Raw genomic sequence first — 16,178 nt, 5'->3', positions numbered from 1 at the left:
GGGGGGGCGGGACACCGGGCGCGGGGGCGCGGCTCACGCGCGGAGCGACCCGCGCGTCAGCGGCGCCCTCGCCGCGTCCGGACCTTCGGCCCCGGATCAGTCCTCGAACGTCGCCGACAGGGCCTCGGCCAGGCCCGGCACCAGGCCGCCGCCGGTGAGCACCTCGTTCGGCGAGTCCTTCTCGCGCAGGCGCAGGGCCGACTCCCGGGCCCCGTCGCGGAGCACGGCCACGGTCATCCGGACCTCCTGGCGGTCCGGGTGCGAGGCGACCCACTTGGTCAGGGACGCCTCGTCGAGGCCGTCCGGAACGGAGGCCTCGGCGGACGGCGGCAGCATCAGGCGCTCCACCGTCAGCGCGCAGCCGGCGACCGCGTCCGGCCAGGCGATCGTGCCGAGGAACTCGTCGAGCGGGGTGCCGGCCGGGATCTCGTCCTGCTCGATCAGGGTGAGCGGGGCGGCCGCGTCGCCCTCGTCGAGGCCGAGCTGGGCGGCCAGACCCGGCTCCTGGGAACGCAGCTGAGCGGTGTCGACGAGGGCGAACAGCCGGGCCGGCTGGTCCCAGCCGAGCGTGGCGGCGTACTCGTCGATCTCGAGCACGGCCCGGGTGAGCGGGCTCGCGGCGATCGGGCCCGAAGGGGGCTGGTTGTCGGGGGCGGGGGAAGAAGCGTTGGACATGGTCAATATCCTGCCTCCTTCCTGCCTCGCGACGGGAACTAGGCAAAGCCTCGGTCAGTTGCATCAGTGGGGCTCTACGATCGCGGGGCCCGATTCACACGACCGCGAACTTCGAGGTGCGCACGTTGGCTTTCCAGATGCCGGACCGCGGCGGAGGCCCGACCGGGCCACGGATGAGAGTGGGCCGGCCGTCCCGGCGCGTCCGCACCCTGCTCATGACACTGGGCGTCCTGGCCGTTTTGGCCATGGTGTTCGTCATGTTCTCCGGGTTCTGGACCGACTGGCTCTGGTACCGCTCCGTCAGGTACTCCTCCGTCTTCACGACCACCCTGTGGACCAAGATCGGACTGTTCGCCGTCTTCGGCCTGCTCATGGCAGCGGCCGTCGGCGTGAACATCTGGCTGGCCCACCGGCTGCGGCCGCCGCTCAGCGCGATGTCGCTGGAGCAGCAGAGCCTCGACCGGTACCGCATGGGCATCGCCCCCTACAAGAAGTGGGTGCTCCTCGCGATCACCGCCCTGGTCGGGCTGATCGCCGGCGCCTCCGCCACCAGCCAGTGGCGGACGTGGCTGATGTGGGTGAACGGCGTGCCCTTCGGCCAGAAGGACCCGCAGTTCAAGATGGATGTGGCGTTCTACGCGTTCGACCTGCCGTGGTACCGCTTCCTGCTCGGCTTCGGCTTCGCGGCCGTCGTGCTGTCCCTGATCGCCGCCGCCCTGACCCACTACCTGTACGGCGGGCTGCGGATCACCAGCCCCGGCGCGCGGGCGACCGGCGCCGCCACCGGCCACCTGTCGGTCCTGCTGGGACTGTTCGTGGCGCTCAAGGCCGTGGCGTACTGGCTCGACCGGTACGGGCTCGCGGTGAAGTCCAGCGACTTCAAGGCCACGAGCAACTGGACGGGCCTGCGCTACGTCGACGCCAACGCGTATCTGCCGGCCAAGACGATCCTGTTCTGTATCGCGGTGATCTGCGCCGTGCTCTTCTTCGCCACGCTCTGGCGCCGGACCTGGCAGCTGCCGGTGATCGGCTTCGGGCTCATGGTGCTCTCCGCGATCCTGATCGGCGGGCTCTACCCGGCGATCGTGCAGAAGTTCCAGGTCCAGCCGAACGAGCAGGCCAAGGAAGCCGAGTACATCCGCAAGAACATCGAGGCGACGCGCACGGCGTACGGCATCGACGGCGTGAAGCCGACGGACTACTCGGGCCGCGGACAGATCAAGGACGCGCAGAAGCAGCGCGCGGACGCCGATTCGGCGGCCAGCTACCGCATAAACGACCCCAACATCGTCTCGCCCACGTTCCAGCAGCTGGAGCAGGAGCGGAAGTACTACCAGTTCCCCTCCACGCTGGACATCGACCGGTACAAGGGCCAGGACACCGTCATCGGTCTGCGTGAGCTCAACCTCCAGGGCGTCGACAAGCGCAACTGGATCAACGACCACTTCACGTACACCCACGGCTACGGCGCCGTCGCCGCCAAGGGCACGGACACGGCCAGGGGCACCGGCGGCGCCCCGGAGTTCACCGAGTCCGGTCTCCCTTCCAAGGGCAGCCTCGGCGACTACGAGCAGCGGATCTACTACGGCGAGAAGACCACCCAGTACTCGATCGTGGGCGGGCCCCAGAAGGAGCTCGACTACGAGAAGGACGGTGGCGGCCAGGTCACCACGAGCTACGCGGGCAAGGGCGGCATCGACCTCTCCGGCCCGCTCAACCGCGCGGCGTACGCCGTGGCGTTCAGTGAGCCGCAGATCCTGTACTCGGGGGCGATCGGCGACGGTTCGAAGATCCTCTACAACCGCACGCCCAAGGAGCGCGTCGAAGCGGTCGCCCCGTGGCTGACCATCGACGGCGACGCCTACCCGGCGGTCGTGGGCAAGCGGATCCAGTGGGTCGTCGACGCCTACACCACGACCAACGGCTACCCCTACGCGTCCCGCACGACGCTCGGGGAGACGACCTCCGACTCGCTGACCGACCGGCAGCGCGCGGTGGTCGCCCAGCAGAACCAGGTCAACTACATCCGGAATTCGGTGAAGGCCACGGTCGACGCCTACGACGGCACGGTGACCCTGTACGAGTGGGACGAGAAGGACCCGGTCCTCAAGACGTGGAAGAAGGCGTTCCCCGGCACGGTCACGCCGAAGGCCGAGATCCCGGACGAGCTGAAGGCCCATCTGCGGTATCCGCAGGACATGTTCAAGGTCCAGCGTGAGCTGCTGTCGCTCTACCACGTCACCGAGCCCGCTCCGTTCTACAACGCGAGTGACGCCTGGCAGGTGCCGAACGACCCCACCAAGGCCGACAGCAACGCGGTCCCGCCGTACTACTTGTCCCTCAAGCTGCCGGGGCAGGAGCGCCAGCAGTTCGCGCTGACGACGACCTTCACCCCCAGCGGACGGCCCAACCTGCGGGCGTTCATGGCGGTCGACGCCGACGCCATGAGCCGCGACTACGGCAAGATCAGACTGATGCGGGTGACGGACGACAAGGTCGACGGTCCCGAGCAGGTGCAGAGCCGGCTCAACAGGCACGACCCCATCGCCACCTTCGTCCGCGACCTCAAGGGCGCCGACTCGACCATCAAGTACGGCAACTTGCTGACCGTTCCCCTGGACAGCGGCTTCCTGTACGTCGAGCCGATCTACGCCCAGGGCCGCGGCTCGGAGTTCCCCCTGCTGAGCAAGGTGGCCGTGGTGTACGGCCAGCGCATCGGCTTCGCCGACGATCTCGGCGGCGCGCTGTCGCAGGTGTTCGGCGAGAGCGCACCGGACGACGGGACCACCACCCCGCCGACCGAGCCCGGGGAGCCGCCGACGCAGCCCACCGAGCCGCCCGCCACGGGCGACGCGGCGCTCAAGGACGCCATCCAGGACGCGCAGAAGGCGTACTCGGACGGCCAGGCGGCCATGAAGCGTGGCGACTGGGCGGCCTACGGCAAGTCGCAGGAAGCGCTGCAGGAGGCGCTCCAGCGGGCCGCGGACGCCGAGGCCCGGCTGAAGGAGCCCGACAGCGGCGGCTGACGGGATCCGCCCCGCGTCGTGATACCTTTACGGCACAACGACGCGGGGTGGAGCAGCTCGGTAGCTCGCTGGGCTCATAACCCAGAGGTCGCAGGTTCAAATCCTGTCCCCGCTACTGGAATGAAGAGGGCCCGGATCCTTGAGGATCCGGGCCCTCTTCGTGCTGACCCGACACCTTCGGGGGGTTCTTCCCGGAAGTGCGCGCCGCAGTGCGCGAGTTGGGGACGGGCGTGTTTGACTTATCTCTCTGTGGGCAAGTCGACAAAACGCTGAAGTGACCTCACTGGCTGCGGTATACCAGGTGTACGCGGGTTGCAGGTGGTGCGACGATGGAATTTATGGGGGACAGGGCAACTCTGTTGGAGTCAGAGCGGTTTGTGCAGCCGCATGCCGGAAACGCGGCGGACGCGACGCATCCCGTCGACGCCGTCGAGGCGGCGGACGCGGTGAACGCATCCGGCCGCGTCGACAACGTCGTCAGGACCAGCGGCCTCGACGCCGCGGAGAACGTCGACGCCGAGGAGGCCGCCGGTGCCGAAGCGCGCCACCGCAGCGCCGCGGACCACGGCGACACGGCCTCGATGAGTGTGCTCGGCGCACTCCTGCTGCGCCGGGGGGATCTGGACGGCGCCGAGCCCTATCTGCGCGGCGCGACCGCCGACGGCGACCGTGCGGCCGCCAACAACCTGGGCGTGCTGCTGCACCAGCGCGGCTACGCGGACGAGGCGGCCGGCTGGTGGCGCATCGCCGCGGTCGCCGGTTCGGCGGCCGCCGCGCACGCGCTCGGACGGCACTTCCGCGAACGCGGCGACGAACCGGCCGCCGAGTACTGGCTGCGCCAGTCCGCCGAGCAGGGTCATGCCCTCGGGGCGTACGCGCTGGCCGATCTGCTGGAGCACCGCGGCGAGGGCGGGGCCGAGCGCTGGCTGCGCACGGCGGCCGAGCAGGGCCACCGCGAGGCCGCGTACCGCCTGGCCAGGGCGCTGGAGCGCCGCGCCGCGGAGGAGGCGCGCAAGGGTGAGGGCATCGGCCCGCTCGGTCCGGCCGCCACGCCGTCCCGTGCCGCATCGGCTGCGCGCCGGGAGGGATCAGCCGGGGGCGGTACGAGAGGCGGCCGCCGCGTTTCCGGCACGGGCGCCGAAGGGGTCGCCCGTGCGGCGGGCGGGACGCGCCGTGGCATGCCCCCCGGCGGAACGCAGGGCGAGCGGACCCCGGGCGTCGGCGTCCGTGCGGGCGGTGGCGAGCGGGGCGGCGACGTGGCTGGGGGCGGCGGGGCCGTCTGGCAGACGGATGCCGGGCTCCGCGTGCTCGCCGAGGCCGAGGCCGCCCGTCCCGAGGCCGAGCGGGAGCCGAGTCTGCTCGACGAGGCCGTCCAGTGGCACCGGCAGGCGGCCGCGCGCGGGCACCGGCGCGCCGCCCTGCATCTGGGCGCCATCCTCGAAAGGCGCGGCGAGCTGAAGGAGGCCGGCCGCTGGTACCTGACGGCCGCGAAGGACGGGGAGGCCCGGGCCGCCTGCGCGCTCGGGTTCCTGCTGCGGGACGCGGGCGACGAGGAGAGCGCCGCCGTGTGGTGGCTGCGAGCCGCCCAGGACGGCGACGGCAACGCGGCGAACGCCCTCGGCGCGCTGCACGCCGCCCGTGGCGAGGCGCAGAGCGCCGAGCGCTGGTACCGCGCCGCCATGGACGCGGGCGACGTCAACGGCGCGTACAACCTCGGCCTGCTGTGCGCCGCCCAGGACCGCACGGCCCAGGCCGAGCAGTGGTACCGCCGCGCCGCCTACGCCGGGCACCGGGAGGCCGCCAACGCGCTCGCCGTCCTGCTCCTGCAGGCAGGGGACCACGCCGGAGCCGAGCCCTGGTTCTCCAAGGCGGCCGAGGCGGGCAGCGTCGACGCGGCGTTCAACCTGGGCATCCTCCACGTCGGCCGGGACGACGACCGCACCGCGCTGTCCTGGTACGAGCGGGCCGCGGCAGCCGGTCACACCGAGGCCGCGCTCCAGGTCGGCATCGCCCGGCTCAAGGAGGGCGACGAACAGGCCGCCGAGCGCCACCTGCGGTGCGCGGCGGGCGGCGGGAGCGCCGAGGCCGCGTTCCGGCTCGCCACGGTGCTGGACGCGCGCCGGCCGCCGCCGGGCCCGCCGGCCCTCGGTGAGCCGATGGCGGAGAAGAGCGAGTGCGAGGAGTGGTACGAGCGGGCCGCGGAGCAGGGGCACCTGCGCGCCCAGGTGCGGGTCGGCATGCTCGCCGCCGCCCGGGGCGACATGGCCGAGGCGGCCCGCTGGTACCGCGAGGCCGCGGAGGCCGGCAGCCGCAGCGGCGCGTTCAACCTCGGGCTGCTCCTCGCCCGTGAGGGCAGCGAGCGGGAGGCCGCCCTGTGGTGGACCCGCGCGGCACGGGCCGGCCACGGCAGGGCCGCCCTGCGGCTCGCGCTGCTCGCCGCCCGCAGGGGCGAGCTCGCCGAGGGACAGCGCTGGTGCGCCAGGGCGGTCGAGCTGGGGCCGGTGGAGGTCGCGGAGCGCGCGGCGAAGCTGCGCGAGGCGCTGCTCCAGGAGCTGACCGCGTAAGCGCGGGGCCGCGGGCCTGCGGGGCCGCGGGGCCGCAAGGAAGGGATTTGCTCTGGTCCACGGGGTTCCCGTAAGGTGGTGTTCACCGACGCGGGGTGGAGCAGCTCGGTAGCTCGCTGGGCTCATAACCCAGAGGTCGCAGGTTCAAATCCTGTCCCCGCTACTGAAGCGAAGGCCCGGATCCTCGAGATCCGGGCCTTCGGTCTTGTCCGGCCGCTTCGGTCCCGTCGCCGCCGACAGTCGCGCCGGACCGCCGGTCACCCGGATCCGATCCGAACCGGCGACCGATCCGCCTTCGACCTGACGAAGAAGGGCCCCGACGATCGTGTCGGGGCCCTTCTCGGTGGTTTCGTGCTTACGCGGCGGCGCAGTTCGGGCAGGTGCCGCGGTAGGTCACCTCGACGTCGGAGATCGTGAAGCCGAAGCGCTCCGAGTCGGGGAGGTCGGCCAGGGGGTTGCCCGACGGGTGGACGTCGCGGATCGCGCCGCACCGGGAGCACACCAGGTGCTGGTGGGGCCGGTGGGCATTGGGGTCGTAGCGCTTGGCGCGGCGGTCGGTCGCCACCTCGAGCACCTCACCGAGGCTGACCAGCTCACCCAGCGTGTTGTAGACGGTGGCCCGGGAGATCTCGGGCAGGCGCTCCACCGCGCGCGCGTGGACCTCGTCGGCCGTCAGGTGGACGTGGTCGCCGTCGAGGACCTCGGCCACGACGCGCCGCTGGGCGGTCATGCGCCAGCCGCGTCCGCGGAGTCGTTCCAACAGGTCACTCATGGGACCCAGCCTAACAGTGAAGGGGGCCGTGTCCCGAACGGGTGTGACTTTGGATGTCTGCTTGACTTGGACAAAGTCCAGTGTAGGATCGAGACCAGCGCATACCAAGGGCAGGCAGTGCGAATTCGATCAACGGGCAGAACGACGCAGGAGGCGCACGTGACGCAGGGACCGCTCACCACGGAGGCCGGAGCACCGGTCGCCGACAACCAGAACAGCGAGACGGCGGGCGTCGGCGGTCCTGTACTGGTCCAGGACCAGCTGCTGCTGGAGAAGCTCGCGCACTTCAACCGTGAGCGCATCCCGGAGCGAGTGGTCCACGCCCGCGGCGCCGGCGCGTACGGCACCTTCACGCTCACCCGCGACGTCTCGCAGTGGACGCGCGCGAAGTTCCTGTCCGAGGTCGGCAAGCAGACGGAGACGTTCCTGCGCTTCTCGACGGTCGCGGGCAGCCTGGGCGCGGCGGACGCGGTCCGCGACCCGCGCGGCTGGGCGCTGAAGTTCTACACCGAAGAGGGCAACTACGACCTCGTCGGCAACAACACCCCGGTGTTCTTCATCAAGGACGCCATCAAGTTCCCCGACTTCATCCACACCCAGAAGCGCGACCCGTACACGGGCAGCCAGGAGGCGGACAACGTCTGGGACTTCTGGGGCCTGTCGCCGGAGTCCACCCACCAGGTGACCTGGCTGTTCGGCGACCGCGGCATCCCCGCCTCGTACCGCCACATGAACGGCTACGGCTCCCACACCTACCAGTGGAACAACGAGGCCGGCGAGGTCTTCTGGGTCAAGTACCACTTCAAGACCGACCAGGGCATCAAGAACCTCACCCAGGAAGAGGCCAACAGGCTCGCCGGTGAGGACCCGGACTCCCACCAGCGCGACCTGCGCGAGGCCATCGAGCGCGGCGACTTCCCGACCTGGACCGTGCAGGTGCAGATCATGCCGGCGGCCGAGGCGGCGACCTACCGCTTCAACCCGTTCGACCTCACCAAGGTGTGGCCGCACGAGGACTACCCGCCGATCGAGATCGGCAAGCTGGAGCTCAACCGCAACCCGGAGAACGTCTTCGCCGAGGTCGAGCAGTCCATCTTCAGCCCCGCCCACTTCGTGCCGGGCATCGGCCCTTCCCCGGACAAGATGCTCCAGGGCCGCCTGTTCGCGTACGGCGACGCCCACCGCTACCGCGTCGGCATCAACGCCGACCACCTGCCGGTGAACCGCCCGCACGCCACCGAGGCGCGCACGAACAGCCGTGACGGCTTCCTGTACGACGGCCGTCACAAGGGTGCGAAGAACTACGAGCCCAACAGCTTCGGCGGCCCGCACCAGATCGACCGCCCGCTGTGGCAGCCGGTCCCGGTGACCGGTGCGACCGGCGACCACCCGGCGCCCGTCCACGCCGAGGACAACGACTTCGTGCAGGCGGGCAACCTCTACCGCCTGATGTCCGAGGAGGAGAAGGGCCGTCTGATCGACAACCTCGCCGGCTTCATCGCCAAGGTGTCGCGCGACGGCATCGCCGAGCGTGCGATAGACAACTTCCGCCAGGCGGACGGCGACTTCGGCAAGCGGCTCGAGGCCGCGGTCCAGGCCCTGCGCGGCTGACCCGCTTGTCGTGGCCGGAGGGCCGGATCCCTGTCCAGGGGGATCCGGCCCTCTCGTGTGTGCATGCGGTCGCGCCCGTGCGTTCGTGCGGGTGAGCTCTCCGGTCAGCCGGCGACCGAGCCCGCGTGCCGCCTGGCCGGGGCCCAGCAGCGGATGATGTCGCGGACGGAGACGATGCCCACCGGGCCGCCGCTGTCCGTCACGATCAGATGGCGGAAGCCGCCGTGCGCCATTGCTCCGGCCGCCTCCTCCAGGGTCCAGGAAGGTGCGGCGAACACGACGTCGGTGGTGGTGTGGGTTCCGGCGGTCTCCAGGTCCGGGTTCTGGCCCGAGCCGACCGAGTTCAGGATGTCGCGCTCGGTGAGGATCCCGAGGCCCAGGTCGCCGTCGAGGACGACCGCCGCGCCGACGCGTCGTGCGGCCATCAGACTGGCCGCCTGGCGGAGTGTGTGTGCGGGTCCGATGGTGAGGACCACCGTGCTCATGGCATCACGGACGAGCATGGACGGAGCCACCTCCTTGGTGCACCGGTCGCTAGAGAACCGATTCACAAGTTCACAAGTGGGGGGACTCTCAGAGTCGCAGTCCCCAACTCGGGCAGCAAGGGGGCGTACGCGGCATGTTGGGCCGCGCACGAAAGCCTCCGATGGCGCGGGCGTGCGCCGAGCGGGTCAGTACCGCTGGTTCAGATAGCCCAGGAGTTCGCGGTGGAGCAGCCCGTTCGACGCGGCGGCGTTGCCGCTGTGCGGGCCCGGAGTGCCGTCGAGGCCGGTGAACGAACCGCCCGCCTCCTGCACCACGATCGCGGGAGCCGCCATGTCCCACAGCGACAGCTCCGGCTCGGCGCAGACGTCCACCGATCCCTCGGCGACCATCATGTACGACCAGAAATCGCCGTAGCCGCGGGTGCGCCAGCAGGCCCGCGTCAGGTCCAGGAACCCGTCGAGGCGCCCCTGCTCCTCCCAGCCGCTCAGCGACGAGTACGCGAACGACGCGTCCTGCATCCGCTCCACCTTCGAGACCTGGATCCGCGTCGCCGACGTCAGACTGCGGCCGGTGAACGAGCCCGCGCCCTTCGCCGCCCACCAGCGGCGGCCCAGCGCCGGGGCCGACACCACGCCCACCACCGGCTCGAAGCCGCTCTCTCCCGCCTCCATCAGCGAGATGAGCGTCGCCCACACCGGAACGCCGCGCACGTAGTTCTTGGTGCCGTCGATCGGGTCGACGACCCAGCGCCGCGGACCGGTGCCCTCGATGCCGTACTCCTCGCCGAGGATCGCGTCGCGCGGCCGTGCCCGCTGGAGCTGGCCGCGGATCAGCTCCTCGGCAGCCTTGTCGGCCTCGCTCACCGGCGTCATGTCCGGCTTGGTCTCGACCTTGAGGTCCAGGGCCTTGAACCGCTCCATCGTGGTGGCGTCGGCGGCGTCCGCGAGGACATGGGCGAGGCGCAGATCATCGTGGTAGTCCGGCATGCCGTCACTCTATCGGTGCAGGACCAGGGTGTTCCCTGGCGGCAGGGGCGGCCACCAGACGCGCTGCCGGGTCCCTTGACAGCCCCGGCGGGCCCGTCAACCCTGTGCCCACAGACGCCCGGTCGGGGAGGCGACGATGCCCGCAGCTCGAGAGTCCCTGCTGAACGCCGCGCTCGTGGCGCTCGGCGACCTTCCCTGGTCCGGGGTGCGGATGACCGATGTCGCCGGAGCCGCGGGTGTCTCCCGCCAGACGCTCTACAACGAGTTCGGCAGCAAGGACGGCCTCGCCCGCGCTCTGGTGCGGCGCGAGGCCGACCGCTATCTGCGCGGTGTGGAACGGCTGCTGGCCCAGCGGACCGAACCCTGCGAACGGCTCGTCTCCCTCGCCGAGTGGACCGTCGGCGAGGCCCGCGCCCGGCCGCTGCTGCGCGCCCTGCTCACCGGCTGCTGGGGCGATCGGCTCCCCGTCCCGCGCCCGGTGCGCCGGGGCGCGGCCCAGCCCGCCGTGCCGGCCCAGCGCCGCGCTGACGCGGGGCTTCCCGCACCGGCCGAGCTGCTCGCTGCCGTACGGGACCGGTCGCGCACAGCGGTCGGACATGCGCGGCGTTCGCGGCAGGGGCGCGCCACCGACGACCCGGCGGATCTGCCGCAGCGCTGCGAACTGGCCGTACGCCTCGCGCTGTCCTACGTGATCGCGCCCATGGGAGAGGGCGTCGCCCAGCTGGTGCGGACCTCTGTCGGCGGGGTCGGGACCGCGGTCAGTGCGCCGAGCCCGAGAGCTGCAGACCGATGACGCCGACGATCACCATCGTGATCGAGACGATCTTGAGTGTGGAGACCAGGTCGCCGAGGAAGAGCATGCCGTAGAGGGCCGTGCCGGCCGCGCCGATCCCGGTCCACACCGCATACGCGGGTCCGACGTCGAGCTTTCTCAGCGCGAGGGTCAGCAGGCCGAAACTGCCGAGTGCGAATGCCGCGAACGCGATCGTCGGCCACAGGCGTGTGAACCCGTGCGACAGCTTGAGGCAGACGGCGAAGCCCGTCTCCAGGAGCCCGGCGACCACCACCAGCAGCCACGCCATCGGTCTTCTGCCTCCCGCGTCGTTCGATGACTGCTCGGTCCGGGACTGCTTGGTCCGACTTGGTGCGATTATGCACTTACCGGCCGCCCTGGGTGGCAAACGCGGACGTCTCAGTCGCCTTCGCGTCGCTCCCGCGTCGCCAGCAGGCGCCGCAGGGAGTACAGCCGGGCGGGATCCGCGTGGCCCTCGGCCACCCAGTCGTCCAGCGCGCAGTCCTGCTCGTCGTGCGAACAGGCCCGCGGGCATCCCTCCGTACCGGGCTCCAGATCGGGGAAGGCGTGGATGACGCGGGAGGGGTCGACATGGTGCAGGCCGAACGACCGCACGCCGGGCGTGTCGATCACCCAGCCCCCCTTCTCGTCCGCGAGGGGCAGGGCGAGCGCCGACGTGGTCGTGTGCCGGCCCCGGCCGGTGACCGCGTTGACGTGCCCGGTGCTGCGCCGCCGCTCCTGGGGCACCAGCGCGTTCACCAGGGTCGTCTTGCCGACACCCGAGTGCCCGACGAACGCCGTCGTCCGGCCCACCAGGTGCTCGCGCACGCGCTCCGCCGCGAGGCCGTCCACGAACTCCTCGCGGGTGGTGACCACATGGGGCACGCCGAGCGCGCCGTACATCTCCAGCAGCTCGTCCGGAGGGGCGAGGTCCGACTTGGTCAGCACCAGCAGCGGCTCCAGACCGCCGTCGTACGCCGCGACCAGGCAGCGGTCGATCAGCCGGGGCCGCGGTTCGGGGTCGGCGAGCGCGGTCACGATCGCGAGCTGGTCCGCGTTGGCGACGACCACGCGCTCGAAGGGATCGTCGTCGTCGGCCGTACGCCGCAGCACCGAGCTGCGCTGCTCGATCCGTACGATCCGGGCCAGGGTGTCCTTGGCGCCCGACAGATCACCGACGATGCCGACCCGGTCGCCGACGACCGCCGCCTTGCGGCCCAGCTCACGGGCCTTCATCGCCACCACGACCCGGTCCTCGACCAGACACGTCAGCCGGCCCCGGTCGACGGTGAGGACCATCCCCTCGGCCGCGTCCTCGTGCTTCGGCCGGATGCTGGTGCGCGGGCGGTTCCCCTTGCGGTTGGGGCGCGAGCGGATGTCGTCCTCGTCGGTGTGCTTGCCGTAGCGGCGCATGACCTCAGGCCCCGAGCATTTCGGCCCACATCCGCGGGAAGTCGGGCAAGGTCTTGGCCGTGGTCGCCACGTTCTCGATCTGCACGTCCTTCACGGCGAGACCGATGATCGACCCGGCCGTCGCCATCCGGTGGTCGTCGTACGTGTGGAACACGCCGCCGTGCAGCGGACGCGGGCGGATGTGCAGGCCGTCCTCGGTCTCGGTGACGTCGCCGCCGAGCTCGTTGATCTCCTTGGTGAGCGCCGCGAGCCGGTCGGTCTCGTGCAGCCGCAGGTGCGCCACACCGCGCAGCGTCGAGGGGGAGTCGGCCAGCGCGGCCACCGCCGCGATGCCCGGTGTCAGCTCGCCCACCTCGCCCAGGTCCACGTCGATGCCGTGGATGCGGCCGCTGCCGGTGAACACCAGCGCCGTACCGTCCGGCGTCGTGGTCAGCTCGCAGGTGCCGCCCATCCGGGTGAAGATCTCACGCAGCGCGTCACCGGGCTGGGTGGTCCGCTCGGGCCAGTCCGGGATCGTGACCCGGCCGCCGGTGACCAGCGCGGCCGCGAGGAACGGCTGGGCGTTGGACAGGTCGGGCTCGATCGTGAGGTCGCGGCCCAGCAGGGCGCTGTGCGAGACACGCCAGACGTCCGGCTCGCCGCCGGTCTCCGGCTCGTCGACCTGGGCGCCCACCGCGCGGAGCATGTCGACGGTCATCCGGATGTGCGGCATCGAGGGCAGCCGGCCGCCCACGTGGCGCACCTCGACGCCCTGGTTGAAACGCGGTGCCGACAGGAGCAGCGCGGACACGAACTGGGACGAGGAGGAGGCGTCGATCCGCACCGGACCGCCGTCCAGCGCACCGCCGCCGTGCACCGTCATGGGCAGCGCCCCGCGGTCGTCGTCGTCGATACGGGCGCCGAGGGTGCGCAGGGCGCCGATCACGCCGCCGAGGGGGCGCTCGTAGGAACGCGGGTCGCCGTCGAAGCGGATCGGGCCGTCGGCGAGCGCGGCGACGGGCGGCAGGAACCGCATGACCGTGCCCGCGTTGCCGACGTCGACGGTGGCCGGGCCGTGCAGACCCGAGGGGATGACGCGCCACGCCTCGCCGGCGCCGCCCGTCGTGCTGGAGGAGACGGTCTCCTCGATGCCGACGCCCATCGCCTGGAGCGCGGCCGACATCAGGAGGGTGTCGCGGGAGCGCAGCGGGCGGCGCAGCCAGCCCGGCTCGGCGGCGAGGGCGGCCAGCACGAGCGCGCGGTTCGTGACCGATTTCGATCCGGGCACGGTGACGGTCGCTTCGACGGCTCCGGTCGCGTAGGGGGCGGGCCAGAGGGCGGGGTGCACGGTGCTGTCGGTCATGGCCATCACTTTAGTGGCTCGGCGCCGACCGCCTTCGAGGTCACAGCCCGAGCAGCCACCGGCCTCCGCCGATCAGCGAACAGAAGGCCACCAGATGGAAGAACGCCAGCCACACGGCGGGTGGCACATGGGTGAGCCGCCCGAGCTGGTCCGCGTCCGAGTCCGGCGCGCCTCCGTGGCGGCGCTTGGACTGCAGCTCGAACACCGGCCGCACACCGCCGAGCAGCATGAACCACACGGCCGTGTAGGCGAAGAGGGACTGCACGCCGGGTCCTGTCAGCCAGGACACGAGGACGAACGCGGCTCCGGTCACGGTCACCGTGAGGACGCCGTAGGCGTTGCGGACCATGACCAGCAGCGCCAGCAGCAGCGCCGTGGCGACCCACAGCAGCAGCGTGATGTGGTGCGCGGCCAGCAGCCAGGCGCCGCCGAGGCCGAGCAGCGGGGTGGCGGTGTATCCGGCGGCCGCGGTCAGGACCATGCCGAGCCCCGTCGGCTTGCCGCGGCTGACGGTCAGGCCGCTGGTGTCCGAGTGCAGCCTGATGCCCTGGAGCGAGCGGCCGGTGACGAGGGCGATCAGGCCGTGGCCGCCCTCGTGCGCGATGGTCACCGCGTTGCGGGTCACCCGCCACAGGGCGGTCGGTATGACGGCGGCGAGCGCTACGAGGCCGGTGACGACGACGAGCCAGGGCTCGGGGGCGTCCTGGATCCCGGTGAGCCGGTCCCACAGGTCCTGGGCGGAGGTCCCGGCGAGGACCGTGGCGGTGTGTGTCGTGACCATTTCGCGGGCGGCTCCCTCGGACGGCGTACGGAAGTGGCAGTGTGGCACCTATGTGCGGACGGTATGCAGCGAGTCGTAGGCCCGAGGATCTGGTCGGACTGTTCCGGGTCGAGAAGTGGGAGCCGGAGGAGACGCTGGCCCCCGACTGGAACGTGGCCCCGACCAAGGAGGTCTACGCGATCCTCGAGCGTCCTGTGAAGGACGCGGCGGACAAGCGTCCGGTTCGGCAACTGCGGGCGCTGAAGTGGGGCCTGGTGCCGTCGTTCGCCAAGACGCCCGAGGGCGCGGCCCGGCTGATCAACGCGCGCGCCGAGACGGTGCACGAGAAGCCGTCGTTCCGCAGGCCCTTCCTGACCCGCCGCTGCATCCTGCCGGCCGACGGCTATTACGAGTGGGTGACCGGGACCGGGGAGCGGGAGCTGGAGGTCGAGGGAAAGAAGAAGCGCCCCCGCAAGCAGCCGTACTTCGTCACTCCCGCGGACGGCTCGGTGTTCGCGATGGCGGGCCTGTACGAGTTCTGGCGCGACCGCACGCTCCCGGACGGTCATCCCCAGGCCTGGTGGGTGACCTGCTCGGTGATCACCACGGACGCGGAGAAGGGGCCGCTCGGCGTGGCGCCGGCCGAGGGGCCGCGGTCGCTGTCCGACATCCACCCCCGGATGCCCCTGATGCTTCTGCCCGATCGCTGGGACGCCTGGCTCGACCCGTCGACGACCGACCCCCACGAGGTGCGTTCCCTGCTCGCGCCGCCGCCGGAAGGACTGATGAGGGCGTACCCGGTCACGACGGCGGTCAGCAACGTGCGCAACAACGGGCCGCAGCTGCTGGAGGAGCTGGCGGGGCCCGAGGAGCCGGTCCTGTTCTGACGCCGCCCTCCCCGGACCGGCCCCCGCGCCGCGACCGCCGGCCGGCGCGAGGGGAACACCAGGCACAGCGTGCCCCGCGTCACAATGGCCGCATGGAGCGCAAAGAGATCGTCGAGGTCGCCGGCGGTGACGCCCGGATCACCTGGTTCCCCGAGAAGCGGGCGCACACCGTCCTCGCGCTCGGTCACGGTGCCGGGGGCGGCATCGAGGCGCGCGACCTGCGGGCGATCGCCGGTGTCCTGCCCGCGCACGGCGTCACCGTCGCCCTCGTCGAGCAGCCCTGGCGCGTCGCCGGCAAGAAGGTCGCCCCCGCGCCGAAGACGCTCGACACCGGATGGCGCGGCGTGTGGCCCGCCCTGGCGAAGGCGGGGCTGCCCGTCGTCGCCGGAGGCCGCAGCGCCGGGGCGCGCGTCGCCTGCCGCACGGCCGTCGAGCTCGGTGCCGCCGGCGTGCTCGCCCTGAGCTTCCCGCTCCATCCGCCCGGCCGCCCCGAGAGGTCCCGCGCCGACGAACTGCTGGGCGCGGGCGTGCCCACCCTCGTCGTGCAGGGCGGCAACGACCCCTTCGGCAGGCCCGAGGAGTTCCCCGAGGGACCCTATGAACTCGTCGAAGTGCCGCTCGGGGATCACGGGTTCGCCGTGCCCAGGAAGGCCGGGATCCCCGAGGCCGAGACCCTCGCGACGATCACCGGTGCTGTGACCCGTTGGACTGCCGCGCTCCGGGAATGAGACGCGGGCGGGCACTGTTGTGGGGGATGTCAGTACAGAGCATGAGTAGGGAGTCCACCGCATGGGTACGACCTTCTGCCCGACAGCCGAGCGCGCCACCGGGCTGGACTGGACGGTGCTCTCGCAGGGCAAGAG

General features: G+C 71.7%; 14 protein-coding genes and 2 tRNA genes. 8 read left to right on the top strand and 8 right to left on the bottom strand.

What is annotated here, in order from left to right; genetic code table 11:
- Positions 1-96: 96 nt before the first annotated feature.
- Complete coding sequence (locus tag AB0K02_RS18600; protein ID WP_365993518.1) at positions 97-675, bottom strand: PPA1309 family protein; 579 nt, start codon at positions 673-675, stop codon at positions 97-99.
- A 137-nt stretch (positions 676-812) separates the two neighbouring features.
- Between AB0K02_RS18600 and AB0K02_RS18595 the strand changes: the two genes are divergently transcribed.
- The 4 genes from AB0K02_RS18595 (at position 813) to AB0K02_RS18580 (ending at position 6,428) form a co-directional block, all read left to right on the top strand.
- Positions 813-3,701, top strand: a complete 2,889-nt coding sequence (locus AB0K02_RS18595; protein ID WP_365993529.1) for a UPF0182 family protein — start codon at positions 813-815, stop codon at positions 3,699-3,701.
- 41 nt (positions 3,702-3,742) lie between these two features.
- Positions 3,743-3,816 (top strand) — tRNA-Met (locus tag AB0K02_RS18590).
- Between the two features lie 214 nt (positions 3,817-4,030).
- On the top strand, positions 4,031-6,265 hold the full coding sequence (locus tag AB0K02_RS18585; protein ID WP_365993517.1) for a sel1 repeat family protein: 2,235 nt from the start codon (positions 4,031-4,033) through the stop codon (positions 6,263-6,265).
- An 89-nt stretch (positions 6,266-6,354) separates the two neighbouring features.
- A tRNA-Met gene (locus AB0K02_RS18580) sits at positions 6,355-6,428 on the top strand.
- 192 nt (positions 6,429-6,620) lie between these two features.
- Here the strand turns inward: AB0K02_RS18580 and AB0K02_RS18575 are convergent.
- The gene (locus tag AB0K02_RS18575; RefSeq protein ID WP_365993516.1) at positions 6,621-7,037 is read right to left on the bottom strand and encodes a Fur family transcriptional regulator; all 417 of its coding nucleotides are present in this window, start codon (positions 7,035-7,037) and stop codon (positions 6,621-6,623) included.
- Between the two features lie 159 nt (positions 7,038-7,196).
- On the opposite strand from AB0K02_RS18575, the gene AB0K02_RS18570 reads away from it, so the two are divergent.
- On the top strand, positions 7,197-8,648 hold the full coding sequence (locus AB0K02_RS18570; RefSeq protein ID WP_365993515.1) for a catalase: 1,452 nt from the start codon (positions 7,197-7,199) through the stop codon (positions 8,646-8,648).
- A 104-nt stretch (positions 8,649-8,752) separates the two neighbouring features.
- Here the strand turns inward: AB0K02_RS18570 and AB0K02_RS18565 are convergent, their stop codons facing one another.
- Entirely contained in the window at positions 8,753-9,151 is a 399-nt protein-coding gene (locus AB0K02_RS18565; RefSeq protein WP_365993514.1) for a CBS domain-containing protein, read from the bottom strand.
- A gap of 168 nt (positions 9,152-9,319) precedes the next feature.
- On the bottom strand, positions 9,320-10,120 hold the full coding sequence (gene hisN / locus AB0K02_RS18560; protein WP_365993513.1) for a histidinol-phosphatase: 801 nt from the start codon (positions 10,118-10,120) through the stop codon (positions 9,320-9,322).
- A 136-nt stretch (positions 10,121-10,256) separates the two neighbouring features.
- Between hisN and AB0K02_RS18555 the strand changes: the two genes are divergently transcribed.
- Positions 10,257-10,913, top strand: coding sequence for a TetR/AcrR family transcriptional regulator (locus AB0K02_RS18555; RefSeq protein WP_365993512.1), 657 nt, complete (start codon positions 10,257-10,259; stop codon positions 10,911-10,913).
- Here AB0K02_RS18555 and AB0K02_RS18550 read toward each other — a convergent pair.
- From AB0K02_RS18550 to AB0K02_RS18535, 4 genes are all read right to left on the bottom strand, one after another.
- Positions 10,879-11,202 (bottom strand): multidrug efflux SMR transporter, encoded by a 324-nt coding sequence (locus AB0K02_RS18550; RefSeq protein WP_365993511.1) that lies wholly within the window; start codon positions 11,200-11,202, stop codon positions 10,879-10,881. The genes AB0K02_RS18555 and AB0K02_RS18550 overlap by 35 nt on opposite strands.
- A gap of 110 nt (positions 11,203-11,312) precedes the next feature.
- Positions 11,313-12,326, bottom strand: coding sequence for a ribosome small subunit-dependent GTPase A (rsgA, locus tag AB0K02_RS18545; RefSeq protein ID WP_365993510.1), 1,014 nt, complete (start codon positions 12,324-12,326; stop codon positions 11,313-11,315).
- A 4-nt stretch (positions 12,327-12,330) separates the two neighbouring features.
- A complete protein-coding gene (gene aroA / locus AB0K02_RS18540) occupies positions 12,331-13,668 on the bottom strand; it encodes a 3-phosphoshikimate 1-carboxyvinyltransferase (protein WP_365993509.1) in 1,338 nt (445 codons plus the stop codon).
- A 40-nt stretch (positions 13,669-13,708) separates the two neighbouring features.
- A complete protein-coding gene (locus AB0K02_RS18535; protein ID WP_365993508.1) occupies positions 13,709-14,449 on the bottom strand; it encodes a M50 family metallopeptidase in 741 nt (246 codons plus the stop codon).
- Positions 14,450-14,499: 50 nt separating this feature from the next.
- Between AB0K02_RS18535 and AB0K02_RS18530 the strand changes: the two genes are divergently transcribed.
- Complete coding sequence (locus AB0K02_RS18530; RefSeq protein WP_365993507.1) at positions 14,500-15,315, top strand: SOS response-associated peptidase; 816 nt, start codon at positions 14,500-14,502, stop codon at positions 15,313-15,315.
- Between the two features lie 92 nt (positions 15,316-15,407).
- Complete coding sequence (locus AB0K02_RS18525; protein ID WP_365993506.1) at positions 15,408-16,043, top strand: alpha/beta family hydrolase; 636 nt, start codon at positions 15,408-15,410, stop codon at positions 16,041-16,043.
- Positions 16,044-16,178: the final 135 nt, after the last annotated feature.

The sequence above is a fragment of the Streptomyces sp. NPDC049597 genome (assembly GCF_040675505.1).
Lineage (GTDB): Bacteria > Actinomycetota > Actinomycetes > Streptomycetales > Streptomycetaceae > Streptomyces.
Note: the sequence above shows the minus strand (reverse complement) of the source record. Positions and strands in the feature narration are given on the sequence as shown.

Bases quoted from the DNA above. Each gene is read 5' to 3' on its own strand.
- AB0K02_RS18600 (WP_365993518.1), bottom strand. From the start codon at position 675: ATGTCCAACGCTTCTTCCCCCGCCCCCGACAACCAGCCCCCTTCGGGC.
- AB0K02_RS18595 (WP_365993529.1), top strand. From the start codon at position 813: ATGCCGGACCGCGGCGGAGGCCCGACCGGGCCACGGATGAGAGTGGGC.
- AB0K02_RS18585 (WP_365993517.1), top strand. From the start codon at position 4,031: ATGGAATTTATGGGGGACAGGGCAACTCTGTTGGAGTCAGAGCGGTTT.
- AB0K02_RS18575 (WP_365993516.1), bottom strand. From the start codon at position 7,037: ATGAGTGACCTGTTGGAACGACTCCGCGGACGCGGCTGGCGCATGACC.
- AB0K02_RS18565 (WP_365993514.1), bottom strand. From the start codon at position 9,151: ATGCTCGTCCGTGATGCCATGAGCACGGTGGTCCTCACCATCGGACCC.
- hisN (WP_365993513.1), bottom strand. From the start codon at position 10,120: ATGCCGGACTACCACGATGATCTGCGCCTCGCCCATGTCCTCGCGGAC.
- AB0K02_RS18555 (WP_365993512.1), top strand. From the start codon at position 10,257: ATGCCCGCAGCTCGAGAGTCCCTGCTGAACGCCGCGCTCGTGGCGCTC.
- AB0K02_RS18550 (WP_365993511.1), bottom strand. From the start codon at position 11,202: ATGGCGTGGCTGCTGGTGGTGGTCGCCGGGCTCCTGGAGACGGGCTTC.
- rsgA (WP_365993510.1), bottom strand. From the start codon at position 12,326: ATGCGCCGCTACGGCAAGCACACCGACGAGGACGACATCCGCTCGCGC.
- aroA (WP_365993509.1), bottom strand. From the start codon at position 13,668: ATGACCGACAGCACCGTGCACCCCGCCCTCTGGCCCGCCCCCTACGCG.
- AB0K02_RS18535 (WP_365993508.1), bottom strand. From the start codon at position 14,449: ATGGTCACGACACACACCGCCACGGTCCTCGCCGGGACCTCCGCCCAG.
- AB0K02_RS18530 (WP_365993507.1), top strand. From the start codon at position 14,500: ATGTGCGGACGGTATGCAGCGAGTCGTAGGCCCGAGGATCTGGTCGGA.
- AB0K02_RS18525 (WP_365993506.1), top strand. From the start codon at position 15,408: ATGGAGCGCAAAGAGATCGTCGAGGTCGCCGGCGGTGACGCCCGGATC.